General features: G+C 71.8%; 15 protein-coding genes and 1 pseudogene. 10 read left to right on the top strand and 6 right to left on the bottom strand.

Annotation, left to right across the window (positions count from 1 at the left end):
* Window positions 1-132 precede the first annotated feature (132 nt).
* Both ACIO9J_RS24310 and ACIO9J_RS24315 read left to right on the top strand, forming a co-directional pair.
* The gene (locus tag ACIO9J_RS24310) at window positions 133-429 is read left to right on the top strand and encodes a hypothetical protein (protein ID WP_402003195.1); all 297 of its coding nucleotides are present in this window, start codon (window positions 133-135) and stop codon (window positions 427-429) included.
* A 245-nt stretch (window positions 430-674) separates the two neighbouring features.
* Window positions 675-1,226 carry a hypothetical protein gene (locus ACIO9J_RS24315; RefSeq protein WP_402003198.1) on the top strand — a complete coding sequence of 184 codons (552 nt, stop codon included), beginning with the start codon at window positions 675-677 and terminating at the stop codon, window positions 1,224-1,226.
* A gap of 37 nt (window positions 1,227-1,263) precedes the next feature.
* Here the strand turns inward: ACIO9J_RS24315 and ACIO9J_RS24320 are convergent, their stop codons facing one another.
* Window positions 1,264-9,471 carry a type I polyketide synthase gene (locus ACIO9J_RS24320; RefSeq protein ID WP_402003201.1) on the bottom strand — a complete coding sequence of 2,736 codons (8,208 nt, stop codon included), beginning with the start codon at window positions 9,469-9,471 and terminating at the stop codon, window positions 1,264-1,266.
* Window positions 9,472-9,600: 129 nt separating this feature from the next.
* Between ACIO9J_RS24320 and ACIO9J_RS24325 the strand changes: the two genes are divergently transcribed.
* The 5 genes from ACIO9J_RS24325 to ACIO9J_RS24345 all read left to right on the top strand — a co-directional run bounded on the left by ACIO9J_RS24325 (window position 9,601) and on the right by ACIO9J_RS24345 (window position 16,322).
* On the top strand, window positions 9,601-10,092 hold the full coding sequence (locus tag ACIO9J_RS24325) for a MarR family winged helix-turn-helix transcriptional regulator (protein ID WP_402003204.1): 492 nt from the start codon (window positions 9,601-9,603) through the stop codon (window positions 10,090-10,092).
* Between the two features lie 242 nt (window positions 10,093-10,334).
* Window positions 10,335-12,023 (top strand): methyltransferase, encoded by a 1,689-nt coding sequence (locus ACIO9J_RS24330; protein WP_402003207.1) that lies wholly within the window; start codon window positions 10,335-10,337, stop codon window positions 12,021-12,023.
* A 1,461-nt stretch (window positions 12,024-13,484) separates the two neighbouring features.
* Complete coding sequence (locus ACIO9J_RS24335; RefSeq protein WP_402003210.1) at window positions 13,485-14,087, top strand: hypothetical protein; 603 nt, start codon at window positions 13,485-13,487, stop codon at window positions 14,085-14,087.
* Window positions 14,088-14,142: 55 nt separating this feature from the next.
* Complete coding sequence (locus ACIO9J_RS24340; protein ID WP_402003213.1) at window positions 14,143-14,772, top strand: hypothetical protein; 630 nt, start codon at window positions 14,143-14,145, stop codon at window positions 14,770-14,772.
* A gap of 170 nt (window positions 14,773-14,942) precedes the next feature.
* A complete protein-coding gene (locus ACIO9J_RS24345; RefSeq protein WP_402003216.1) occupies window positions 14,943-16,322 on the top strand; it encodes a Dyp-type peroxidase in 1,380 nt (459 codons plus the stop codon).
* Between the two features lie 36 nt (window positions 16,323-16,358).
* Here ACIO9J_RS24345 and ACIO9J_RS24350 read toward each other — a convergent pair whose 3' ends face one another.
* The gene (locus ACIO9J_RS24350) at window positions 16,359-17,153 is read right to left on the bottom strand and encodes an SDR family NAD(P)-dependent oxidoreductase (protein ID WP_402003219.1); all 795 of its coding nucleotides are present in this window, start codon (window positions 17,151-17,153) and stop codon (window positions 16,359-16,361) included.
* 87 nt (window positions 17,154-17,240) lie between these two features.
* On the opposite strand from ACIO9J_RS24350, the gene ACIO9J_RS24355 reads away from it, so the two are divergent.
* Both ACIO9J_RS24355 and ACIO9J_RS24360 read left to right on the top strand, forming a co-directional pair.
* Window positions 17,241-18,101, top strand: a complete 861-nt coding sequence (locus ACIO9J_RS24355; protein WP_402003222.1) for a helix-turn-helix transcriptional regulator — start codon at window positions 17,241-17,243, stop codon at window positions 18,099-18,101.
* Window positions 18,102-18,300: 199 nt separating this feature from the next.
* Window positions 18,301-19,051: pseudogene (locus tag ACIO9J_RS24360) on the top strand (TIGR03619 family F420-dependent LLM class oxidoreductase).
* Window positions 19,052-19,182: 131 nt separating this feature from the next.
* Here ACIO9J_RS24360 and ACIO9J_RS24365 read toward each other — a convergent pair.
* Window positions 19,183-21,201, bottom strand: coding sequence for a M6 family metalloprotease domain-containing protein (locus tag ACIO9J_RS24365; RefSeq protein ID WP_402003225.1), 2,019 nt, complete (start codon window positions 21,199-21,201; stop codon window positions 19,183-19,185).
* A 313-nt stretch (window positions 21,202-21,514) separates the two neighbouring features.
* The gene (locus ACIO9J_RS24370; protein ID WP_402003228.1) at window positions 21,515-22,210 is read right to left on the bottom strand and encodes a ribonuclease H; all 696 of its coding nucleotides are present in this window, start codon (window positions 22,208-22,210) and stop codon (window positions 21,515-21,517) included.
* A 120-nt stretch (window positions 22,211-22,330) separates the two neighbouring features.
* Between ACIO9J_RS24370 and ACIO9J_RS24375 the strand changes: the two genes are divergently transcribed.
* Window positions 22,331-23,728: a hydrolase gene (locus tag ACIO9J_RS24375; RefSeq protein ID WP_402003231.1), complete on the top strand. Its 1,398-nt coding sequence runs from the start codon at window positions 22,331-22,333 to the stop codon at window positions 23,726-23,728.
* Between the two features lie 60 nt (window positions 23,729-23,788).
* On the opposite strand, the gene ACIO9J_RS24380 is transcribed toward ACIO9J_RS24375, so the two are convergent.
* Entirely contained in the window at window positions 23,789-24,406 is a 618-nt protein-coding gene (locus ACIO9J_RS24380; protein WP_402003630.1) for a response regulator transcription factor, read from the bottom strand.
* A 171-nt stretch (window positions 24,407-24,577) separates the two neighbouring features.
* The gene (locus ACIO9J_RS24385; protein WP_402003234.1) at window positions 24,578-25,324 is read right to left on the bottom strand and encodes an FG-GAP repeat domain-containing protein; all 747 of its coding nucleotides are present in this window, start codon (window positions 25,322-25,324) and stop codon (window positions 24,578-24,580) included.
* Window positions 25,325-25,637 lie beyond the last annotated feature (313 nt).

Here is a 25,637-nt window from a genome sequence, read left to right on the forward strand (position 1 = left end):
AACCCCGCGCTGCGAGACTCCCCGCGATACGTCAGCCGTTCGTCGTGGCGGCGGTCCTCCCCGTGTTCCTGTCCGGGGCTTCCCCGCTTCCCCACGCCGAAGGGTCATTCGACTCGCCAAGAAGCTTGCCTCATGCCCACCTTCCCGGCGGCACCGATACCCGGTTCGAACCGGACGGCCCCGTGGGTCCGGGCCGACCGTGACCGGTTCATCCATCCGAATCTCCCGAGCAGCCGCGGCCGGGACGAGCTCGTGGCGGCCGCCTCGGCCCAGTTGGGCACCCTGGAGTGCTTCCACCTCTGGGAGTCCATGAGCAACGACAAGGCGATCGAGCTGGCCGTACGGCTGACCGACCTCGCCCCCGCCGGTCTGGATGGCGCCTGTGCTTCAGCCAGGCCACCCCCGCGCTCGTCGAGAGCGGACTCATGACCGCCGAGGCCATCACGGCCGCCGCCGCCCACCTGGACGATCCGGCCTTCACGGACACCGCCTGGATGATGGTCTCGTGCTGGGGCCGCCGCCCCTGACTCCCCGACGAGGCCCGCCAACCGGACCAGGCTTACCGCCGGTCCGGCATGGCGGCGGGTCGCGGGCCCGATGCGCCGTGATCCTGATGGCTCCGTACGGCGGACCAGGCAGGAGAGACCATGCACGATCCCGGCGCCCCAGGAACCGTGAGGCCGGCGTCCACCGGCCGGGGCAGGGGCGCTCCCGGGCAGTCCGGCGTCATCGGCATCGCACTCGGGGCCGTGCTGACGGCGATGCTCGCGGACGGTTCGTGGCAGTGGTTCGCCACCTACGTCGGAGTGACGCTCCTCGCGGTGCTCTTCTCCCTCTACCGGCTGCCGCCGTGGACCCCGGGCCTGCGTGCCGCGTACGTGGGGAACCTCGCGGGGTACGCGCTGGTCGTGGGCCTGTGCGCGGCGATCACGCTGGCACCCATGCTCCAGCGCTGGGCGTGGCTGTTCCCGATGCCGGGCACCCGCGACAAGTGCGCCGAGCTGGGCGCCTACGAGAGCATCCGCACGCAGGCCGCGCTGTCGGACCTGGCCGGTCGGGACACCACCGCGCTGGCCCGCGCACAAGAGATCCAGAGCCACGACGCCGTCGCCGACTGCCTGTCGGCGACCACGACCCTGTGGCTCCCGGTGTACGCGGCGGGCATCGCGCTCCTGGTCGTCCTCGGGGCGTGGTCCGCCGGCCGGGTGCGGGGGAGCAGAGGCTGAGCGCGGGACAACTGGTGCTTGATCGGGGTGATGTGACTCAGCGGGCTCCCCTCGGCGTCGTCTGCGCGCCGATCCAGTCGCGCACCGCCGACGCGGTCGTCCCCGCGTGCTCCCGCATCATCGTCAGATGGTCGCCGGGCACGTCCACGACGTCGCGCGCCTGGGGCCAGGACGTACGCCAGGAGTCGCCTTCCGCGGTGGCCGCCATCGCGGCGGTGGGTTGCGACGCGCGGATCAGCAGGGTGGGCGTGGTGATCGGCTCCGGTGCCCAGCCGAGGAAGATCCGGTTGTAGGCGCCCATCGCGGCGAGCGTGCCGTCGTCGTCGACGGCCATGTCGGTGGGGAGGTCGGTGGCGACCTGTTCCTGACCGGTGGCCGGCGGCGGGGCGGCCAGGGAGAGCAGCCAGTCCGAACCGCTGTTGTCGGGCGTGATGTGATACGTGTCGAGCAGCACCAGACCGAGCGGCGCCCGCCCCGCGGACTCCAGGTGATGGGCCACCAGGTGGGCGACGTTCCCGCCCGCCGAGCGGCCCACGATCACGAGGGGTCCTTCCCCCGCGTGCCGCAGCACGTTCTCGGCCTGCGTACGTGCCAGCGCGGCGCGGTCCTCCGGTACGGCCGCACCGGCCCCGATCCCGGGATGCGGGAACTCCAGGACGCCCAGGTCGTCGCGGAACGCGCCGTGGAAGCGCGGGAAGTCCCCGCCCGTGGCGGCGAACGACGGGTGGTACGCCGGGAAGTAGACGACGGTCGGCGCGCCGGAATCCGGACGGCCGGGGGCGCGCCGGATCGGGGGCAGGGCGTGCGCGGCGCCCCGGTCGGCGGTGAAGGTGGGCAGTGCCCAGGACGCGGTGACGAGCAGATGCATCGCGGCCACCGGCTGACCGGCCGCGCTGACCGTACGGAACAGCGAGGAGAGGGTGTGGGCGGGCCGCGCCGTCCTGGGGGTCTCCTCGGGAGGCGATTCGGGACCCGTGTCGGCGGACGCTCCGTCCGCCAGCAGTCCGAGCAGGTGGCGTGCCAGGTCATCGCTCGTCCGGTGCTCGAACACCACGGCCACCGGCAGCCTGACGGTCAGCGCGGTACTCAGCCGGTTGCGGATCTGCACGGCCGTCAGGGAGTCGAATCCCAGCTCGGCGAGCGACTTGCCGGCCGGGAGCGCGTCGCCGTCCGGGTAGCCGAGCACGGCGGCCACATCGGCGCGCACCAACTCCGAGAGCTTCTTCTCCCTTTCGGCGGCGGGTAGTTGGACCAGCGCCCTCCGCCAGGACCCGGGCTGCTCGGGCCGCTCGGATGCGGAGGTTGTCGCCGAGGCCACCGGCCGGTTCTCGCGCACGAGGCCGCGCAACAGGGGCGGTACCAGCCCGCCGCCCGTCCGGAGCGCACCCCGGTCGACGAGGACCGGGGCAAGCACCGGTTCCGTCGTGCGCAGCGCGGCATCGAACAGGGCGAGGCCCTGCCGCGTGGACAGCGGGACGAGCACGTCACGCGTCCGTGGACGTTGTCGCGGCGGCCCGGAGACCGGTTCCGCCGCCATGCCGTCGGCGTGTTCCCACGGGCCCCATGCCAGCGACACCGTCGGCAGCCCCTCGGCGGTACGGCGCAGGGCGAGGGCGTTGAGGAACGCGTTGGCCGCCGCGTAGTTGCCCTGGCCCGCCGTGCCGACCAGACCGGAGACCGAGGAGAACATGACGAACGCCGAAAGCCCCATGTCCCGGGTCAGTTCATGCAGATTCCACGCCGCGTCGGCCTTCGGCCGCAGCACGGCCGCCATCCGCTCGGGGGTCTGCGCGTCCAGCACACCGTCGTCGAGCACTCCGGCGGCGTGCACCACACCGGTCAGCGGCGGTTCGCAGCGCTTGACCACTTCGGCCAGCGCCGCACGGTCGGCCGCGTCACACGCCACGATGTCGACGCGTGCCCCCAACTGCGCGAGCGCCTCTTGGAGTTCAACGGCCCCGGGTGCCCGAGGTCCACGGCGTCCGGTCAGGAGCAAGTGTCGTACGCCGTGTTCGGTGACGAGGTGACGCGCCAGCTCCGCGCCGAGTGCGCCGGTGCCTCCGGTGATCAGGATCGTGCCCTCCGCGTCGAAGGCGGTTTCCGGTCCGCCGGCCTCGGCGCCGACCGGCGTCAGCCGTGGAACCGTCAATCGCCCCTTTCGTAGGCGGAGTTGCGGCTCGCCGGTGGCGATGGCGGCAGACAGTAACCTCAGTGACTCCGGCTGCCCGTCCACGTCCACCAGGACGACCCGGCCGGGCAGCTCGGACTGGGCCACGCGCACCAGCCCCCAGACCGCCGCGCCCACCAGGTCCGGCACGGGGGCCGTGGCATCGCGCGTCACCACGACGAGCTGCGCGCCCGCCGTGTCCGGATCGCTCTGCCAGTCCCGCAAGGTCTCAAGGATCCGGCAGGTCACCTCGTGTACGTCGGGCAGCGGATCGGAGTCCGTCCTGCCGGTGCCGAGCGAGTTCGCCGCGCCGGCGACGGCCGTGACGGCGACGAACCGGGGACGCGCACCGCGGGGCAGGTGATCGGCGAGGCCCAGCGGATCAGGGCCGCGCACCGCCCAGGCGTCCGCGCCGGTGGACGGCTGGAGGACGGCTTCGAGAGCGGTCCACCCGGGGCGCAGCAGGGCGCGTCGCACCACGTTCAGCGTCAAGTCGTCCTGGGATGCGGGGAATTCCTTGGTGGTGAGAGAAGCGACGCGGGCCACGAGTCGGCCGCTCGGGTCGGTGAGGGTGACCGAGACCGCGCCGGTACTGGTGTCGGTGTGCGTCACCCGGACCCGCAGTTCCGTGGCGCCGGAGGCGTGCAGTCGTACGCCGCTCCACGCGAACGGTACCCGGAGTGCGCCTGGGGCGTCGGGCGCGGCGAGCAGTGACGCGTGCAGCGCGGCGTCGAACAGGGCGGGGTGCAGCCCGAAGCGGTCCGCCTCCGAGGCGAGCGACGCGGGCAGACGGACCTCGGCGAAGACGTCGTCGCCGTGCGCCCAGACCGCGCCGACCCCCTGGAAGGCGGGCCCGTAGGCCAGCCCGCCGTCGGCGAGAGCGGCGTAGGCGTCGGTGAGATCCACCGGCTCGGCGGCCGGGGGTGGCCAGGGCGCCAGATCGGTGACCGACTCCTCGCCCTCCGGGTACGCCCGCCCGTGGACCAGTTGCCCGGACACGTTCTGGACCCACGCCGAGTTATCCTCCACGGAAGCCCCGGCCTTCACGGGCTCCCCGGGCTCATCGGGCCGCGTGTAGATGTCCACCGCCCGTCGGCCCGCCTCGTCGGGACCGCTCACCACCACCTGGACGCGCACCGCCGACGCGTCGTGCAGGGCGAGCGGGCGCAGCATCACGAGCTCGTCGACCGCTCCGCAGCCCACCGCGTCCCCGGCGCGCACCGCCATCTCCACGAACACCGTGGCCGGCACGATCACCTTCCCGGCCACGACGTGGTCGGCGAGCCACGGGTGGGTCGGCAAGGACAACAGGCCGCTCAGTACGGTCCGTTCCGTGCCCGGCACCGCGAAGGCGGGCCCCACCAGATCCTGGGCGTCGGCGGTGGCCGTGTTCGGGGTGTCCAGCCAGTACCGCTGCCGCTGGAACGGATACGTCGGCAGGTCCACCTGCCGCGCGCCGGACCCCTCGTACACCGCTTCCCAGTCGACGGCTGCTCCAGCCACGTGCAACTGCGAGACGGCCGTCAGAAGCGTCTCCGCCTCGGACGCGCCGCCTCGGGAGGCGACGGCGAAGACGGGATCGCCCTTGTCGAAGGTGTCGGTCCCGGTTCCCGCCAGGCAGTCGGTCGCCGCCGTGGTGAGGGCCGGACCGGGGCCCAGTTCCAGGTGGGCCGAGATCCCGTCGTCCGCGAGTGCGCGCACGGCGTCGGCGAACCGTACGGACTGCCGTGCGTGCCGCACCCAGTACTCGGGCGAGCACAGGTCGGCGGGACCGGCGGGACGGCCCGTCACCGTGGAGATGATCGGGATGTGCGGCGGATGGTAGGTCAACTCCTCTGCCACGTCGCGGAATTCGTCGAGCATCGGCTCCACGAGAGGTGAGTGGAAGGCGTGGCTCACGCGCAGCCGTACGGCCCTTCGCCCCCGCGCCTCGAAGGCGGCGGTCACGGCGAGCACCGCGTCCACCACACCCGAGATCACCACCGAACGGGGCCCGTTGACGGATGCGATCGCCACCCGTTCCCCGAACCCGTGGAGCGCGGAGTCAGGTGTGGAGTGGAGCGCGGAGAGGACTTCGTCCTCGGAGGCGTCCAGCGCCACCATCGCCCCACCCTCGGGCAACGCCTGCATCAGGCGGCCCCGGGCCGCGACCAGCGCCGCCGCGTCCCGCAGATCGAGCACTCCGGCGACATGCGCGGCCGCCAGCTCGCCGACGGAGTGGCCGACCAGGTGGTCGGCGCGCACACCCCACGACTCGACCAGCCGGTACAGCGCCACCTCGAACGTGAACAGTCCGGCCTGCGCGAAGTCCGTGCGGTCCACGAGCGCCGCGTCCGGTGAGCCGGGCCCGGCGGAGAGCACCTCGCTCAGTGGCCGGGGGAGACGGCCGTCCAGGTGTCCGCAGATCTCGTCGAAGGCCTCGGCGAACACGGGGAAAGCGGCGCGCAGTCCGGCGCCCATCCCCGGGCGCTGGGCGCCCTGCCCGGTGAACAGGAAGGCCGTACGGATCTCCGACGACGCCAGGCCTCGTACGATTCCGGGTGCGTCCCTGCCCTCTGCGAGCGCGGCGAGTGCGGTGAGTGTCCGGGCCCGGTCGCCGGTCGGCACCATCGCCCGGTGGGGGAGGGCGGAGCGCGAAACGGCCAGTGAGCGGGCAATGTCGACGTCCAACAGGCTTGGCTGGTGGTCGACTTGGTCTGCCAGCCGCCGCGCCTGGGCGCGCAGGGCGGGTGCGTCGGCGGCGGAGAGCAGCCACGGGGCGGGCCGGGTCGTGGGGGTCGTCCGGGGCGCCCTCGACCCGGACGTCACGGGAAGCGCGGCCGCATCCTTCGGCGCCTCATCCGGCGCCGCTACCGGCGCCTCCTCCAGGATCACGTGCGCGTTGGTCCCGCCGATCCCGAAGGCGGAGATCCCCGCGCGCCGGGGCCGGTCCGACGCGGGCCAGGGGCGGGCGGCCGTCAGGAGTTCCACCTGGCCCGACGGCCAGTCCACGTGGGGCGTCGGCGCGTCGGCGTGCAGCGTCCTGGGCAGCTCGCCGTGCCGCATGGCCTGCACCATCTTGATGACCCCGGCGACTCCGGCGGCCGCCTGCGTGTGCCCGATGTTGGACTTGACCGAGCCGAGCCACAGCGGCCGCTCGCGGTCCTGTCCGTAGGTGGCGAGGAGGGCCTGCGCCTCGATGGGGTCGCCGAGCCGGGTCCCGGTGCCGTGGGCCTCCACCGCGTCGACGTCGGCGGCGCGCAGCCCCGCGTCCGCGAGCGCCTGTGTGATCAGCCGTCGCTGCGCCGGTCCGTGCGGCGCGGTGAGGCCGTTGGACGCGCCGTCGGAATTGACGGCGGAGCCGCGGAGCACGGCGAGGACGGGACGGCCGTTGCGCCGTGCGTCGGACAGCCGTTCAAGGAGGACCAGCCCCACCCCCTCGGCCCAGGCCGTGCCGTCGGCGGCCGCCGAGAACGACTTGCAGCGGCCGTCCGGCGCGAGGCCGCGCTGACGGCTGAAGGCGAGGAAGGGACGGGGCGTCGCCATCACCGTGACCCCGCCCGCGAGGGCCAGCGAACACTCGCCCGAGCGCAGCGCCCGTGCCGCCCAGTGCAGTGCCACAAGGGAGGACGAGCAGGCGGTGTCGAGTGTGATCGCGGGGCCGCGAAGGCCGTAGACGTACGAGATCCGCCCGGAGGTCACACTTCCCGCCGAGCCGAGACCCAGCTGTGCCTCCAGCTCGTGCCGATCTCTGAAGCGGGTGGCGTAGTCGGTGTACATCTGGCCGACGAACACACCCGTGTCACTCTCGCGCAGCGCCGCCGGATCGATCCCGGCCCGCTCCCACACCTCCCAGGACGTCTCCAGGAGCAGCCGCTGCTGCGGATCCGTGGCGAGTGCCTCGCGCGGCGAGATGCCGAAGAGCCCCGCGTCGAACTCCGCGGCCCCGTGCAGGAATCCGCCGTGGCGTGTGTACGAGGTGCCGATCCGGTCGGGATCGGGGTCGTACAGGCCGGCCAGGTCCCAGCCTCGGTCGGCGGGGAACTCGGAGATGGCGTCCTCGCCGCGATAGACCAACTGCCACAGATCCTCGGGGGAGTTGACGTCACCGGGGTACCGGCAGCCCATGGCGACGATCACGACGGGGTCGTCCTCGTCGGGCCCGTCCACGGGATTGGACCCGCCCACGACGTCGTACGACCGCGACGGTCGCCCCGAGGGCTCGCCCCCGAAGAGCTCGGCGGACAAGTGGCGGGCGACTTGGGCGGGCGTCGGATGGTCGAAGACCAGCGTCGACGGCAGTCGCACCCCGGTCAGCGCGCCGAGCCGGTCCACCAGCTCGACCGCGCCCAGGGACGTCATGCCGAGGTCGGCGAACGGGCCCTCCGCGTCGGGTAGTTCCTCCTCAGGCGTGCGCCCGCAGACCTCGGCCGTGCAGGTCAGGACCGTCTCGCGTAGGGCGCGTTCCCGTTCCTCGTGCGGGAGCGCGGCGAGCCGGTCGCGCAGCGAGGCGTCGGCCGAAGGGCCCGGGGCGGGGACGACGAGACGGTGCCGGGCGATCTTGCCGGATGCGGTGCGCGGGACGGCGTCGATCTCGCGGATCTCGGCCGGAACTTTGTGGTCGGCGAGCCGGGTCCGGCACTCGGCCAGCACCCGGCGCGCGTCGAACCCGTCAGGTCCTGGCACGACGCAGGCGACCGGTACTTCGCCGAGCACGTCGTGCGGCAGCCCCACGACCACCGCGTCGGACACACCCGCACACTGCGTCAGGACCTGCTCGATCTCGTCGGGGTGGATGTTCTCGCCACCGCGGATGATCAGCTCGCTGAGCCTGCCGGTGAGCCGGAGGTGTCCGTGTTCGACGAGGCGGCCGAGGTCGCCGGTGCGGTACCAGCCGTCGCGCAGCGCGTCGGCCGTCGCCTCGGGCTGTTCGTAGTACGCCGACATCAGGCTCGGCCCCCGCACCCAGACCTCTCCCTCGGCCCCGTCCGCGACGTCCCCGAGGCTGTCCGGGTCCACGACGCGTACGTCGATGCCGGGTACGGGCGGCCCACAGGAGCCGTCGACCGAGGTGTCGCCGGGGCGGTTCGCCGTGATCACGCCGCAGGTCTCCGTGCTGCCGTACACGTCGAGCAGCGGCGCCCCCAGGTCCGCCTCCACGGCGGCGCGCAGCGCGGAGCCGCTCGGCGCGCCGGCCACCACACACATCCGTAACGCCCGAGGCGCCGCACCCGCAGATTCGACGAGCCGGTGATACGTGGCGGGCACACCGCCCAGCATGGTGAACGGCCCGCCGAGCGCCTCGTCGGCCGTGAGCAGTTCCTGCCGCAGACCGCCCGACGGCAGTCCCTCGCCCGCGATCCGGGCACTCGCGCCCACCGCCGTCACGCCCAGGATCGCCAACGAGTGGCTGAAGCTGTGGAACAGCGGCAGCGGCCAGAGCAGCCGGTCACCGGGGGAGAGGCCGAAGAGCGGGGCGTAGCAGGCGGCCACGGACCACAGCGCGGCCCGCTGTGTGGACAGCACACCCTTGGGCCGGTGGGTGGTGCCGGAGGTGTACAGCATCCAGGCCGGATCGTCGAGGCCGAGCAGGTCGATCTGCGCGGCCGACGCGATCTCCTGGCCTGTCGTCCCTTCCCCCGAGGCCGCGCGCTCGAAGAGCCGGGCGTCGTCGGGGGCGGGTCCGGCTCCGGATCCGGTGACCAGGACGCCGAGGCGATCGAACGGAGCGCCCAGACGGCGCAGTTGGGCCAGGTGCGCGACGTCCGTGATGACGAAGGCGGCGCCACTGTCCTGGAGGAAATGGGTCAGCTCGGCGTCGGAGGAACGCGGGTTGAGTGGCACGCCGACCAATCCGGCCCGCAGTACCGCGAAGCAACTCTCCACTGCCTCCACGCAGTTGCCGAGGCAGATCGCGACACGGTCGCCGGGGCGTAGTCCCGTCCCGGAAAGATGCACGGCCAGTGCGCGGGTGCGGCGCTCCAGCTCGGCGTAGGTGACGTGGCGCGAGGAATCGGCGTAGGCGATCCGTTCACCCGCCCGCTCGGCATGCGTCTTCAACAAATCGGGCACCGGGCGGATCAGCTCGTCACGCGTCATGGTTCTCCGCTCTCCAAATGCTGTGCGCTGTACTGAAGTTGAGCCTACGTGGCCGCATCGCGGCGACGGCCGCGTCAACGACGGGAAAGGGGCTGGCTTTTGCTTTCCGAAGCAAGTAACAGTGTGGGCATGACTGCCGAGCGGACGAAGGCCGAGCCGATGAACAGCGCGGAGGAAGCACTCGTCCGCTCGATCGACCGCGTCGTCTATGTGCTGCCCAGGGCCTTGGACGCGGCCATGCAGCGAGAGCAACAGATCTCGCTGACCGAGTACATGACGCTGTCCCGGCTCTCCGAGGCGCCGGACCGACGGATGCGGATGAGCGACCTCGCCGAGGCCGCGTTCCTGTCGCTGAGCGGGATGACCCATGTGGTCGCGCGCCTGCGGACCCAGGGCCTGGTCGAGCGGGTGCGCGACGCGGAGGACCGCAGGGGCTGGCACGCGGTGCTCACCGACGAGGGGCTCGCCCGGCTGCGCGAGGCATGGCCGAGCAATCTCAGCGGCGTGCGCCGCTACCTCCTCGACCACCTCCAGGGCTTCGACCTGAGCGCTCTCGCGCAGGCGTTCGCGTCCATAGGCGGGCCCGCAGAGGGCGGCCGAGGCACCACTTCGCCGCGTTGATCACCGGGGACTCGCGAGGTCCGTCAAGACTGCTGTGGCCCCCCCACCGAATGCGGCCCTGACACGGATCTGATGTCGGCGCGCGCAGGATGTAAGTAGGTAGGTGGGGGACAGGGAGGGGGACGCGCATGGCCGGTCCCGATGCCCGAGCGTTGCCGGTGCATCCCGCAGATCTCGCTCTCGTCGACAGGACGGTCGAATGTGTCAGAACCGCCCGCACCGCGGAGGTGGTGGGGCGGTTGATGCCGGAGCTGACCGAGGCCGAGCGGGCGGGCCTGGTCCGGCACTGCGCCTTCGCCCACGCCGCCGTCCTGGTCACCGCTCCCTCGGCCGACGTGCTGCGCGCCACCCTGCGGGCCCGTGGGCTCGACCCGGGGAAGGCCGTGCCCAGTGTGATCGTGCGGCGTCGGCTCGCCGAGCGGTACGGGCGCACACCTGAGAGCCTGCGCGTGGACATCGTCCGGGTGCCGGTGCCGTTCTCCGCGCCGGTGTCCGAGTCCGCCGCGGCCCCCGATGACACCCCCGTGGCGCCCGCCGCCGCACGCGCGGTGGAGATCTTCGTGCTCGAAGCGCCGCCCGGAGCAGGGCTCGACGCCGTGGCCGTACGCGAACGTGCCGCGCGCCACGAGTCGCACCTCGCGCTGGAGGTGACCGCGCCCGACGACGTGATCATGGCCGGACTGCGTACGACACTGGTCGAACGCGGAGCGCTGCTCCCCGACGGGGGCGGCTACAACGCCCACGAGGACGCCACCGCGCTCTACTTCCGTACGCAGCCCGGCACTTCAGGTCCGGCGGACGATGCTCGCACGGTGTGGGCGGGTGCTCCCACTGAGGGGACCGAGCGCCTCGAACTGCACGCCCGAGGCGAACACCGGCAGGCGCTCGCCGCACACCTGGCGGCGCAGGCGAGCGAGGAGCCGGCGCGGCGGCTGCTCGAACTGTGCACCGGAGCCTGGACGACCCAGGCACTCGCCGCAGCCGTACGCCTCGGACTGCCCGAGGCACTGCCGACCCGGGCCGAACCCGCCGCCGATGCCGCCGAACTGGCGGCGCGGACCGGGACGGACCCGGACGCGCTCGGACGGCTGCTGCGGTATCTGACCGGCGTGGACGTCGTCGCGGCGGAAGGCGGCCGCTACCGGATCGGCGCGGTCGGCACCGTCCTGCGCTCGGACGCGCCGCATTGCATGGCGCCACTCGCCGAGTTGTACGGCGGCCCGTTCTACGCGTCGTTCGCCGAACTCGACCACGCGGTGCGCACCGGCGAAGACGTCTTCCAACACCGGTACGGCAGAAGCCACTTCACCCACTTCACGGAGCAACCCGAACTGGACGCGCTCTTCCGGCGGGCGATGGCGGCCAGTGCCGCCATGTTCGAGCCGGTCGCGGCGGCGGTCGCCGCGACCGGGGCGCGGACGGTGGTCGACGTCGGCGGGTGTGACGGAGAACTGCTCGTGCAGGCCCTTGAGGCAGGGCCGGACCTGTACGGGGTGCTGCTGGAGCGCGCACACGTCCTGGACGCGGCGCTCGTACGCCTCACGGAGGCCGGAGTCGCCGACCGCTGCACCCTCGTGGCGGGCGACTTCACCGAGTCGGTGCCGCCCGACGGCGACGTCTACCTCCTGTCGCGCATCCTGCACGACTTGGAGGACGACGCCTGCCGCCAGATCCTGCGCCGCTGCGCCGACGCGATGCCCGGAGACGCCGAACTCATGGTCGTGGAACGCCTTTTGCCCCAGGGAAAGCAGTCATCGCTGGCGACCGCGTGGGACCTGCACATGCTGTGCAACGTGGGCGGCAGGGAGCGGACCGCGGAGCACTACGGGCGGCTGCTCTCCGGGGCAGGACTCGTCCTGTCCTCGGTCGTGCCGTTGCCCCTGGACGGATTCCTGCTGCGGGCCCGCAAGTCCGGAGTTCGGCGCACATAGTCGAGCGCGGATGGCTGGGCCCAACGTCCGCCACCTACAGGGGTGTTCGAACATCGGCGTGGCGTCCGCGTCGTACGGCAGCGTGGACAGCACATCGGCGTAGCCCCGGTCGACGGCCTCCCGCTGGCGGGCGATGTGCGGGCCCGAGGGGCGGGCGGCCAAGTACGCGATCCGCTGCTCGTGCGCCACGGCGACCTCGGCGGCGGTGGCCCGCCAGGCGGCGTCGTCCGGCAGGCGGACCAGCTCCACGCACTCCGGCGGCGCGCCCTCCGCGAGCGCGGCCGCGGCCCGGTCGTGGCCGTCGACGAGCAGCCAGCCGTCCAGGAACGACACCCACCACAACAGGACGGGGGCGAGGGTGCCCTCGCGGGCGTGCTTGCGGTAGGCCTTCACCCGCGGTGCGTCCGGCGCGGGAAGCGGACGCAGCGGCAGGACGCCGTGCCAGCCGCCCCCGCAGAGCATGTCCAGGCTCGCATCCGGCCAGTCCCGGACGAGGTCGCAGTCCCAGATGCCGGGTGCGAAGGCGGTACGCGGGGTCAGGCCCCAGCGCCCCCGGTGCAGTGGTCCGTGCGCGGTCTCCTCCAGCCACCGGGCGTACTGGTGTGGCCAGTTGACCCCGGAGCGCATCGTCGCCGCGGATGGGGGCGGCAGCGGGGAGCGGTGCCCTGGCAGGCGGCGCAGAAGGAGTTCGTGACAGCAGCCGTCACCCTCCGACCTGGCCTGGATCAGCGGCCGCTCACCCTGGCGCAGAGTCCACCGGCGGCCCGGCTCCCGCTCGAAGCGCAGCGCGGGCGGAACCGACCGCCCCTCGGGCTGAGTCGACCGCCCTTCACACCCGCCCGGCAACCCCTCAGGCCCGCCCGGCACCCCCTCACGCACATCCAGGACGACGCCGCCTCCTGGCAGCGGTTCTCTCGTCGCCTTGCCGACGGCCGCGCTGTTCATCAGGGCAGTCTCGGCGAGCGGGGCGTACCGAGGCAACCCGGTTCCGGTAGGCCGGCAGGCCGGCATGGCGCGGGAGCCCGGCCTGTTGCGGGATCTCGACTCACGGTGGTAGATGGATGAGTTGAGAGGCGGCCGCGCGGAGAAGCGGCCGGGCCTCCACCGGCAGCGGAAGATCGCAGGGCCCCGCCTAAGCGGGAGCCGTAACGGGCACGGATGGTTGTCGCGCGATCGGAGCGTCATGGTCTTCAGGCCCTCATACCTTCCCGCGGTCGCACTACGGGTCCCACAGCGCGCCTCCTGAGTCCATCAGTGCGCCTCCTGAGCCCATGCCGAGGAGCGGGCGTGCCGACAGGTGCGCAGAACGTCTCAGTTCGGAAGGGGATCGAAGATGGCACAGCGATTTGTCAGGTTCAGCCCCGACGCCGAGCGCTTCGACGACAACTTCGCGAAGAACCTCGAAGCGGTCATCGAGGACACGCGCAGGGCATCTACGGCGCGCCGGGACGCCACGAGGCCATGCTCCGCTTCTCGCAGGGGACCAGCCACACCGGAGCCGACAGGTTCCTCGGGGCCGCCGTCGGGATCGGTCTGAAGATCCTCGGTGTCGACGGGGTGACGCTCCTGGAGGACGAGCCGGACAGCGCCGTACGGCACGGGGACCACATCGCCAAGGTCCGCGTCGCGCCGGTCCAGGAGTGCGCGGACCGCGTCGTACGGCGGACTCTCGACCCCGCCGCCCAGGAACAGGTCTTCCGCCCCGCGCTCGTGGCGGAGCTGCGCGAACGTCCCTACGAGTTCGACATCCAGGTCCAGCTCTGCACGGACCTGGACCACATGCCCGTCGAGGACCTGTCCGTGCGCTGGTCCGAGACGCTGTCGCCGTTCGTGACCGTCGCCAAGCTGCGGCTGCCCCGGCAGGACATCGGCGGGGACGACAACCTGGAGCAGATGGACGCCACCTCCATGACGCCCTGGCGCGTCACCGAGGAGCACCGTCCACTGGGCAACATCATGCGCGCGCGAAAGGAGGTCTACCGCCAGTCGTCGATCCTGCGCCACCAGCTGAACCACCAGGTGCGCAAGGAGCCGAGCAGCCTCGCGGAGGTCTTCGGCAGGTAGTGCCGAGGAACGACCGGGCGTACGAGTCGCAGCGGATCGAAAGGGGAAGGCAGACATGGCATCGCAGAAACGGGCGGCCACCGGGCCCCTACCCGACGAGAACGCCGAACAGCAGGCCAAGCAGCTGCGGGAAGTCTTCGCCGACGCACCGGACATGGCGAAGAGGGCCCTGGAGAACGTGCTCAAGGACCTGGTGACGCAGGCGACGGAAGCGTCGCCTGCGATGCGGAGCGCCGGCCGGATCGGCAGCCGTCAGGGCACGGTCTCGGAGCTGACCATCATCGTTCCGTTCGCACCCGGCGGGGCCGAGCGGCTGCGCGCGATCCTGAAGCTGGCGAAGGGCAACTTCGTCGAGGCGGACAGGATCGGCACCGTCCACGACATGCGCTTCGTCTTCCTGGACAACGACACGAAACTGCTCTTCGCCACCGCGTACGACGGCGAATGGGACGCCTACATCGACGACTTCGCCACCAAGGTGCCCAACTACATGGACATGCTCTTCTCCGCGGGAGAGGACTGGCCGGGGATCCACGACCCGTCGGTGAAGGACTGGATCGCCGAGCGCCAGGTCACGGCCGAGGGCTGGTACGTCGCCAACCCGCATCTGACGGTCGTGGACACGCGCAGGCTCGAACGCGTCGGCAAGGCGGTCGACGAGTTCCTGGACAAGGTCGGCGACTGACACCACCACCGCCGCCACCACCACGGCCGGGACGGTGCGCGGGTCATGCCTCGCCGGATCCGCGCACCGCCCCGGCGCTTCCGCTGCCGCTTCCGTTTCCGATCGACCGATCTCGATCGGTCCCGATCCTGATCCCGAATCCGATGCCCGCTGCTCGGTGAGGACACTCCATGCCACTCAGCGATCGTCTCGGCGACGACCTCCCGCGCGGACCCGTCGGCCTGGAACTGGACGACATCCAGGCGACGTTGCTGCGCTATCGCCCCGAGCCGTACTACGGCACGCACATCATGCTGAACGTCAGCGATCCGCGCGGCGGGCGTGAGCTGTTGCGCCGGCTCGCGCCGCACGTCGGTTCGGCGGCCGACTGGTGGCAGGGGGACGACACCTGGACCGCGGTGGCCCTCAGCTACGCGGGCCTGGTGGCCATCGGCGCACCGGAGCCCTCGCTCGCGAGCTTCCCCGACGCGTTCCGGGAGGGGATGGCGGCGCGGGCCGACCAGCTCAGGGATCACGGCGCGAACGATCCACGGCACTGGGACACGCCCTTCGGCAGCGGCCTGATCCACCTCTGGGTCAGCATCTTCAGCGACTCCGAAGAGCGCTGGCGCGCCGCCATGGAGACGGCATGGCAGCAGTACCAGGACCTGTCGGGCGTCAGCGTGCTCGAAACGCACGCCTTCGGTGCCCAGCCGGGCGACCTGAACCCCCTCGGCTACAAGGACGGCATCGGCCAGCCCGCCGTCGAGGGCAGCGGTGTCGCGCCGCTGCCCGGACAGGGCCGCCCGGTCAAAGCGGGCGAATTCGTGCTCGGCTACCCGGGCGAGGCCGGTGTCCCGCTGCCGATGCCCCGGCCTGACGTCCTGGGGCGCAACGGAACCTTCGCCGGCGTGCGTAAATACCAGTCGCGCGTCGGGACGTTCAACCGCTTCCTCCAGGCGAACGCGCGGAGCGAGGAGGAGCGGGAGCTCCTCGCGGCGAAGCTGATCGGGCGCTGGCGCAGCGGCGCCCCGCTGACCCTGGCCCCGGAGAAGGACGACCCCGGGCTCGGCGCCGACCCGCTGCGCAACGACGACTTCACCTACGCCGATGACCAGCGGGGACTCCACGTACCCCTGGGCAGCCACATGCGGCGGATGAACCCGCGCGACACGCGGATGGCGCAGCTCACCGACGTGAACCTGCACCGCGTCGTGCGGCGCAGCACAGGGTATGGCGCGCCGTACGATCCGCACGCCCTCTCCGAGGCCGACGACGAAGTGCCGCACGGCATCTACTTCGTCTTCCTGAGCGCCAAGGCGATGGCGACCATGGAGTTCCTCCAGCAGGAGTGGATCAACAGCGGCAACTTCATGGAGCTGGGGACCGAACGCGATCCGAACGTGGGGCTCCAGGAGGACGACGCCAGCTTCACCGTCCCGAAGGAGCCGGTCAGGCGCCGCGTCCACGGCATCGAGACGTTCAACGTGCTGCGGGGCGGCGAGTACCTCTTCCTGCCGGGCCTCTCCGCGCTGCGCTGGCTCGCGGGGCAGGGCGACGAGGGCGTCTGACCGGAGGCCGGTGGCCCGAGCCGGCCCGTGACCGGCTCAGGCCACCATGCCCCCGTCGACCGGCAGCACCGTGCCGGTCACATAGGAGGAGCGGTCGCTCAAGAGCCAGGCGGCGGCCTGGGCGATCTCCTCCGGGTCGGCGGCGCGGCCCAGCGGGGTCCGGGAGTTGAGGTGGTCGATCGTGCCCGGCGCCTTCGCGTCCCACTCGTGCAGCATCTCGGTGAGCGTGGTGCCGGGGGCGATGGCGTTGACGCGGATGCCCTCGGGGCCGTACGTCGCGGCCGCCGATGCCGTGAGGCTGTTCACCGCGCGCTTCGTCGCGCCGTACGCGGGCAGCTGCGGGTTGGCCATCAGGCCTCCGATGCTGGAGGTGTTGACGATGGCGCCCCGCCGCGCGGTCGCCCGGATCGCCTCGATCTCGGCGTTCATGGCCAGCCAGGGGCCCTTGAGGTTGACGGCGTAGATGTGGTCGAAATCGGCTTCGGAGAGCTCGTCCATCGGTCCGGGCTCCTGGCCCGTCGCGCCGTTGTTGAAGGCGACGTCGAGCCGCCCGTACAGCTCGACGCACCGGTCGACCGCGGCCCGCACGCTCGCCGCGTCGGACAGATCGCACACCACGTAGTGCGCGGTACCGCCTGCCGCCCCGATCTCCTCGGTCACGGCCTTGAGCTGGTGCTCAGTGCGGGCCGCGAGGAGCACCCTGGCGCCCTCGCGGGCGAAGAGCCGAGCGGCGGCGGCGCCGATGCCGCGACCGGCACCGGTGATGAAGGCGACCTTGCCGTCGAGCAGGCCGAGGGGAGGGGCGGTGGTGTTCGGGGTGTCGTTGTTCATGCCGACGAGCCTGGTCCCGGTCGCCCCGCTCAGCCAGGCACCACCAGTGCCTGGCTGAGCGCCTCGGTGATCATGGACACTGGACGGGTGGATCGACGAGTACGACAAGAGCTTGGTCACTTCCTGCGCAGCAGGCGCGAACGCATCACCCCGGCCGACGTGGGGCTTCCCGCCGGGGCCCGCCGCCGCACCCCCGGTCTGCGCCGCGAGGAAGTGGCGCAGCTCGCCTACATCTCGACCGAGTACTACGCGCGCCTGGAGCAGGCCCGCGCCCCGCACCCGTCGAGCGAGGTCCTCGCACAGATCGCCCGCGCGCTGCGCCTCTCGGACGCCGAACGCGACCACCTCCACCACCTCGCGGGCGCCCCGCCCGCCCCGCCGCCGGGCCCGTCCCGCGAGGTCCGGCAGAGCATCGTCGACCTGCTGGAGCGGCTCCCGGAGGCCGCGGCGGTCGTCCTCTCGGCGACGTACGAGGTCATCGCCTGGAACCCGCTGGCCGCCGCGCTGATGGAGGACTTCTCCGCCCTGTCACGCCGGGACAGGAACCTCATCCGGCGCGCCTTCCTCGGCCCTTCGTACGAAGGGTGGCGGCTGTACGGCGTCTCCGACGCGGGCGAGTTCGCCAGGACCGCGGCCCAGCACCTGCGCACCGCCGCGGTCCGCTACCCCCACGACCCGGAGGTCACGGCCCTGATCGCCGAACTGCGCGCCGGAAGCGCGGAGTTCGACCGACTGTGGGACGCCCACGACGTCACCGACAGACCCACCCTCTGCAAGACCTTCGCGCACCCCCTGGTCGGCGATGTCACCGTCAGGTGCGACGTCCTGGACATTACCGACCAGGACCAGCGGGTCGTCATCTACACCGCGGTCCCCGGCTCACCCTCCGAGGAGGCCCTGCGCCTGCTGTCGGTCGTCGGGACACAGCGCATGGACGTACCGGGCTGATCCGGGGGAGGGGCTGCGCGGTCTCGGCGCGAAGATGGTGGAGATCGGCACGGGCGGCGACGCCTTTCACGCGCCGGCACGCGGCTTGTACGAGAGTCTCGGCTGCGTGAAGCTGCCGACAGCGGTGTACTTCCGTCGGCTCTGACCGACCCTGGGCCGACCGGCTCCTTTCGCCCGCAGCCAGTGAGGTGAGTACCGCATGCGTATCGGCGTCACCATCGGAATGACCGACCATTCGATCGGCCCCGCAGAACTCGCCAGAGCATTGGAGGAGCGCGGTTTCCACTCGCTCTAGGTCTCCGAGCACACCCACATCCCGACCTCATGCCGCGTCTCCGGCGTGACCGGCAATGAGATCCCCGAGTACTGCAAGCGTCTGCTCGACCCGTTCACCGCGCTGGCGACCGCAGCCGCGGTGACCAGCGAGCTACGGGTCGGCACCGGCATCTGCCTCGTGGCCCAGCACGACCCCATCGCGCTGGCGAAAACCGTGGCCACCCTCGACCACCTGTCGGCGGGCCGTTTCACTCTGGGTGTCGGTTTCGGCTGGAGCCGTGAGGAAATCGCGCACCACGGCATTCCGTACGCCCGGCGCAGAGCGGTCGTCTGGGAGTACCTCGCCGCCATGCGGACGCTCTGGCAGCCGGAACCCGCCGGATTCGAAGGCGAGTTCATCTCCTTCGGCCCGTCGGAGACATGGCCGAAACCGGGCGGCGGCACCGTCCCGGTCGTGATCGGCGCACCCGCCGATCCCCGGCTGTTCGGAAAGATCGCCGAGCAGGCCGACGGCTGGATGCCCATCGGCGCTCGCGGTCTCAGCGGTGCCGGACCGAGGGAACCTGGATCACCTCCGCCGGCTCGGCGTCACCGACGTGCTGTGCCAACTGCCGTCAGCGCCCGCCGACGAGGTCCTGCCGGTGCTGGACGAGTACGCGCGGTACGTCGAGTAGGAGTCGGCGCGCCTCGGGACGGCGGTCGGCCGTAGCGGGTCGCGACGATGAAGTCGCGACCCGCGCGGCGCGGTCCCTTACTCCGGCGGACTGCCGCTTACTCCGGCGGGCTGTCGCCTACAGGGTGTCGCCTACGGACGCCCGGACCTGTCGACCTTGCAGACCGCGGACGCGGTCTTGCCCGGGTCGCTCTCGGAGCGGGCGGTCAGCGTGATCTTGCTGTGCCGGTCGGCCTTCGCACCGGCCCTGACGGCGACCTCGACCTCGGCCTTGCCACGCGCCTCCGCCGTGGCGAGCCGGTTGGGGAGCCAGACGGACCAGTCGCGCCCGGAGGCCTTGGCCGACAGACGGTAGACGTCCGAGGACAGATACCGGTCCAACTGCTCGGGGTCGTCCGGGTTCTGCGGCGCCGGGCGCCCGGTGTTGGCCAGGTCGAAGGTGCACACGGCCCGGCGTCCGGGGTCGCCCTCGGCCTCGCCGCGGCCGAGTCGCACCCCGCGCGCCTGCTGACCCGCGCCGTCCAGCGACTTCACGGCGATGGTGTACGAGAGCACGCCGGAGCGGCCGCGGTGGATGTCGAGGACGTAGAAGTGCAGCCGGTTGGCCTCGTCGACGTACTCGTACTCGCTGCCCGAGTCCGCGCCCGCGTGCAGCAGCGCGTCGCTGAGCTGCCGGTAGTCGCCCATGGTGATCTTCTGGAGGGTGCCGTCGGGGCGCTTGAAGTCCACCATGTCGATGTCCTCGGGATGCGCGTCGACCACCCAGGCGAACGGGGCCCTGTCCTGGTTCTTGGTCTTGGAGAGCAGCACCCCGTGATCGGGCGTGAAGGAGTCCATGCCCATCCGGTCGACGACCTCGACGGTGTAGTTGTTGTAGCCGCCGCCGTCGCACAGCGGATCGGCGGACGGATCACAGGCCGGTGAGAGGTCCCGGCCCATGGAGATGTTGACGCCGCTGAGGCCCTTGTCGCCGGGCGGGGCGGAGCGTGCGGTGACCCGGGCGACCACGGTGCCCGCGTCCTTGAGGGCGTCACGGTCCAGGCGCAGCACGTTCTTCTCGTCGACGATCCCGAGCTTGAGCTTGTCGCGCAGTACGTGCTGGGAGCCCATCGACGCACCGTTGGCCGCGGGGATCTGCCAGCGGGTGTGCGGCCCGCCGGGACCGTTGAACGAGCCGCGCGAGAGCATGCTCCAGATCCCGGTGTAGGCCCGGCGCAGCGGGGTGCCGTACGGGTTGTTGTAGTTGTCGCCGATGCCCAGGATGTGGCTCAGCTCATGGGCGTACACGGCCATGCCGGAGCTCTCGGCCTGCGTGGACGAGCCGTCCGACGCGTTGGGCCAGATCCGGGCCGCGGCCGCCCACGAAGTCCACGGCACATAGCGGGTGCTGGCGGAGTTCCCGCCGGTGGAGATGGGCGCGGGCGGCCCCCACGCGGACGGCACGCCCTGCGGGCCCGCGAACTTCATCTGGCCGAACTCCTGCCAGACGGACGACTCGTCCTGCCCGGCGGTGAGGAAGAAGACGAAGTCGTACTTCCCGGTCTCGCCGCCGCCCACGTCGGCCGTCCAGGCGGCCTTGCCGTCGGCGCGGATGTCCTTGCCGCAGGTGCTGCCCTGCGGGCACGCGCCGGGGTTCATGCCGGGCTCGATGCCGTACTGGAAGGACTTGAACGGCATGCGGTAGACGCCGAAGGAGGTCAGGTCGACACCGATGCGGCCGCCGGAGTCCTCCATCCAGTACTCGTTGATGGTGTGGCCGCGATTGAGGGTGCCCGGCTTGTTGAGGAAGTCCCGGTAGAAGGTGGGGAGTTGAGCGCGCGGGATGTTGGACGCGCTGGGCTGCGGATTGCCGAAGAGGGAGGACCCGGCCGGTTTGCTGACCGTGAACTCCTCGTCGGGGTAGTCCAGGAGCACCAGGGCGCCCTTGAAGGTGCGCTTGGTGGGCTTCAGTTCGGGGTCGGCCCAGTCGGTGCCGGGGACGGAGCGGTAGTCCGCCCACGTCATGTCGTCGGGGTTCTGCCAGCGCTGGGGATCGGTCGGCTGGACGAGCGGCGGCCGGTGCGGCCGGTCGGGATTCGCCTGGGCGGGAGCCGTGGCGAAGGCGGCGGCGAGGAGTCCGAGCAGCGCGGCGACGAGCGTCCATCGGCGCAATCGGGTCCCGGCGCGGATCCTGGGTCTGGTGCCGGTCAGGGGTCCGGTGGTGCGGCGTATACGCGTACGACGGAGGAACAAGGCTCACCTCTTGGGTGGAGGATGTGTCTTGCCTGGAGGTTGTGGGCCAGAACATGACAAGCCGTTCGAGCCGTACCCTCCGCCGAAGCCCGTGGGGTGTCAACGCACTTTTGGGACGGTTGCGACGTGGGGCAGCTGAAATGTGCCGCTGTGGGTGCGGAGGGAGCTGACTCACGTGTAGCTCCCCCCGCACCCACGGCGGGCCCGGCACGGCGCCCGCCCCGAACGCCGCTCAGGCGTCCCGGCACTCCACATGGCCCCAGCCGTGCGCGTTCTTCGCGATCTTCTCGCCCGCGGCGTACGGCTTCTGGCAGTGGCAGCGGCCGGGGAACTTGGCCTTGATCGTGGCGCCGGACGACGACTTCTTGGCGCGCCCCGCAGAGCTGCCGCCCGCGCGGGACGTACGCGCGGCCGGGGCGGCCGTCATCCGCTCGGGCCGCGGCTCGGGGATCGTCAGCGCGCCGTGGGCGGTGCCCGCGGGCTCCTGGGACGTGGCGGCGTCACTGGCCGCGACGTCGGCGATGGCGTTGAGGTGATCGCCGTCCACGCGGTGGGCGGCCACGTGCCGGAAGGTCACCTCGCGGTTCTGGAGCAGCGCGTCGATGCGTACGACGAGTTCCTTGTTGGCGACCGGCTTCTTCGACGCGGTCAGCCACCCGTTCCGCTTCCACGACGCGATCCACTTGGTGACCGCGTTCATCGCGTACTGGCTGTCCATCCGGACCTCCAGCGGCTGCGCCGGATCCGTCGACTCCAACAGCTCGGCCAGCGCGGTAAGTTCGGCCACGTTGTTCGTGGAGTGGCCCAGCGGACCGGCCTCCCAGCGCTGCGGCGTGCCCTCGGAGTCGGCGACGACCCAGGCCCATGCGGCAGGACCGGGGTTCTTCTTGGCCGCTCCGTCGCAGGCGGCAATGATCAAATCGGACATCCCCCGATGATTTCATCCGGCGGAGGGTGCTCGGGACAGGCGGCGCCGCTGCCCGTCTGTACACGCAGGCCTGCCCGGTAGTCTCCTGACGCCGTCCGGGCACTCTCGTAACGTCGTCGGGTGAGCCTTTGGACTTCCCTGGAACCCTCCTCTACGACCGTCGACCCCGGCGCCACCACGACGGTGCGGCTGCGGGTACGCAACACCGGAGACGTCGTCGACGCCTACCGCGTCGAACCGGTCGGTGACCTCGCCCCCTGGACCACGGTCGAACCCGCGGAGCTGCGGCTCTACCCGGGAACGATCGGCACGGTGGAGCTGAGGTGCACACCGCCGCGTACGCCGGACGTGACCGCGGGCCCCCATCCGTACGCGGTCCGGATCACGCCGATGGAACACCCGGGCGCCGCCACCGTCGCCGAGGGGACGGTCACCGTCACCCCCTTCACCGAGGTGCGCGCCGAGATGGTGCCGCCGGTGGTCAGCGGATGGTTCAGGGGCCGGCCGAAGCTGGCCGTGGACAACCTCGGCAACACCCCGGTCACCGCGTCGCTCAGCGGCGGCGACACCGGCGACCAGCTCTCGTACGACATCGATCCGGGCAACGTCCAGATCGAGCCGGGCAGGGCCGCGTTCGTGCAGGCGACGCTGCGGCCCCAGCAGGTCATCTGGCTCGGGGCCAAACAGAAGCGGCCGTACGCCCTTGCCGTGCGGCGCTCGGGCACCGAGCCCATCGACGTGGGCGGCACCTTCGTGCAGCGCGGGATCATGCCGGGCTGGCTCGCCGTCGTCTTCGCGCTGCTCCTCGCGGCCACGATCGCGTTCGTGACCATCTGGATGAGCCACCAGCCCCAGGTGCGGAGCTCCGCGCGGGAGCTGCCGCAGCAGGCCGGCAAGCTCAAGCCGGACAGCGACCCGCCACCCAGCAAGGCGGCGCCCGAGCCCACCGAGGAGGAGAAGCCCAAGGACGACGGCGGGGGCGACAAGGGCGGCGAGGAGAAGCCCGGCGGCGGCGGAGGCGGCGGGGACGAGAAGCCCAAGGAGGAGAAGCGCACGGCCGCGACCGCGGTGCGTGAACTCGCCGCCCGCAGCGAGGGCCGCCACATCTGCTACCGGGCCTTCGTCCAGGGCAAGGGCTGGCAGGACCCGGTGTGCGACGGCGCCGAGGCCGGCACGACCGGCAAGAGCACGCCCATCAAGGCGCTGAACATCGCGACGACCGGCACCGGCGGTGTCACAGGGGCCAGCGCCTACGTGGCCCTGGGCTGGCGCGACGGCGACAAGTGGCAGAAGGCGGACGACTCGGCGGACATGGTCATCGGCAGCACCGAGGAGACGGACCCCGTGCTCCAGGGTCACACCCTCCAGGTCTCCGACGGATCCGTGTGCCTCGACGCCCATCTCCAGGGCGGGGACGACTGGCTGGAGCAGACGTGCACCGACCCGGGAACGTGGAAGTACGGCGGCAGCCCCATGGAGCAGAACATCCCGCTGGAGGCGGTGCGCTTCACCGTCTGACCGGGGTACGAAAGGGCGGCCCGAGCTGCCCTTACGGCGCCTCGTCGGCCGCGCCTGCGGTCAGATGAACCCCTCGCGCAGGGCGTACGCCACCACGTGCGCCCTGTTGCGCAGGTGCAGGCGCGTGGTGAGGCCGTACATCACGTTCTTGACGGTGCGTTCGGAGTACGACAGCTTCACCGCGATCTCCGCGTTGTCGAAGCCGTCGGCCACGAGGCGCACCACGTCCATCTCGCGCTTGGTGAAGTTCACCAGGACACCGGACTCGTCGGTGCCGTCCTTCTGGAGGCGCCGCACCTGGCCGATGAGCTGGGCCAGCAGGTCCGACGGCAGATCGCCGCCGCCCTTCGCGGCGGTGAGCACCGCCCGGACCAGGCGCTGGGCTGTCGCCTCGTGCCGCCAGACGATCGCCCCGACACCGCACTCGACGACGTCGAGGAGCTCGTGCTCGCGGATCGCGCCCGCGACGAGCACCGCACGCGAGCCCTCGCTGCGCACGGCGCGCCTGAGCCGGGACAGCGCGGCCTCGTCGAGCGTGTCCTCGATGAGCAGCGCCACGGTGGTGGGTCCCGAGGTCTTGCTGAGCTCGACCTCCGGGTGCCTGCGCAGCTGGCTGATGACTCCCTCGCGGGTGATCGGGTCGGGGGCGGTGATGGCGACCCGCACACGGTTCGCCATCGGTACGAAGGGCGCCGCGGGTGCGCCGGACGCGGTGGTGGTCTCGGGGGCTACGGGGGCTTCGGGGGCGGTGCAGGCCGGGGGCGAGCTGGCCACGGGGATCTTCCTTTCGGGGTCCTGCCGAGGGCCGGACGCCGCCGGTCCCGGAGGACCGGCGGCGCCCGGGGGTGGTCAGGAGCAGGACTTGTAGAAGTGCTTCCAGCCGTCGGTGGGCATGGCCGGCGGCTCGGCCGGGGTGCCGTTCTCGCCGTACTTCTGGTCGGCCTCGCTGTCGTAGCTGCCCGGTCCGGTGCCCGCCTTCGACAGGCGCACGGACCGCTCCCAGACGCCGTCGCCCGCGTTGGCCAGCACCGCGAGGTCCGGGTAGGCGTCGTCGCCGTAGTTGGCGACGGCGAGCTGCTTGGCCTCACGGACGTCGCCGATGTCCAGCTTCCTGGCGGAGGGAGAGCTCAGGTCGGCGCGCTTGAGCGGCCCCGGCCGGAACTGGGAGACCCGGGCGGAGTTGGGGTCGTCGACGCCGGACGGCTTGACGATGTTGACGACGAGGTCGAGCTTGCCGTCCTTCTGGAAGTCGGCGACGGCCGCGGTGGTGACCTCACCGGCCCGCGTGCCGACCAGGTCACGGACGGCCTTCTTGGCGCCGAACGATCCGTCCGCCGCACCCCACTGGACCGTCATCTTGGTGCCGGTGTGCCCGGGGTTGGAGATCCTGTCGGTGTGACCGTCACCGTCGAGGTCACCGATCAGCGTGGTGGCGTCGGCCAGACACGGGGCCGCCGCCCGGGTGGACTTGCCGGACTGTCCCGCGTCGCCCGAGCCCGAGGAACCGGTCGCACTCGCCTGGTAACCGGCGACGGTCAGGGTCAGGGCGACGGCCGCGATCGGCGCGGCGATCAGCCGTGAGCGCTTGCTGAGCATGTACGAACTCCCATGTCGATACTGCTGGACCGTGCTGTGGAACCGGGCTCCTCGCCACGCCTGCCGCGGGGGTGACGCCCAACTGGACGTGGGGCGTGGGGATCTCCCGGATGAGCACCCCTCAACCCTGCGGTGCGAGGCGTTCCGATTGCCAGGAATCCTGGCCAGTTGGGGACGCTGGAACGAGGAAATGACCTCTGACCTGGGGGAACGACGACCGCCTGGAACGCGCGGGTGGGACGCCGCGTGTCCCGGGACCTGGCGAACGGCCGTGTGACGTCGTCTTCGGAGGGGCCTGTCGCCGCACTCCGTA

Source organism: Streptomyces sp. NPDC087300, from assembly GCF_044744425.1.
Taxonomy (GTDB): Bacteria; Actinomycetota; Actinomycetes; order Streptomycetales; family Streptomycetaceae; genus Streptomyces.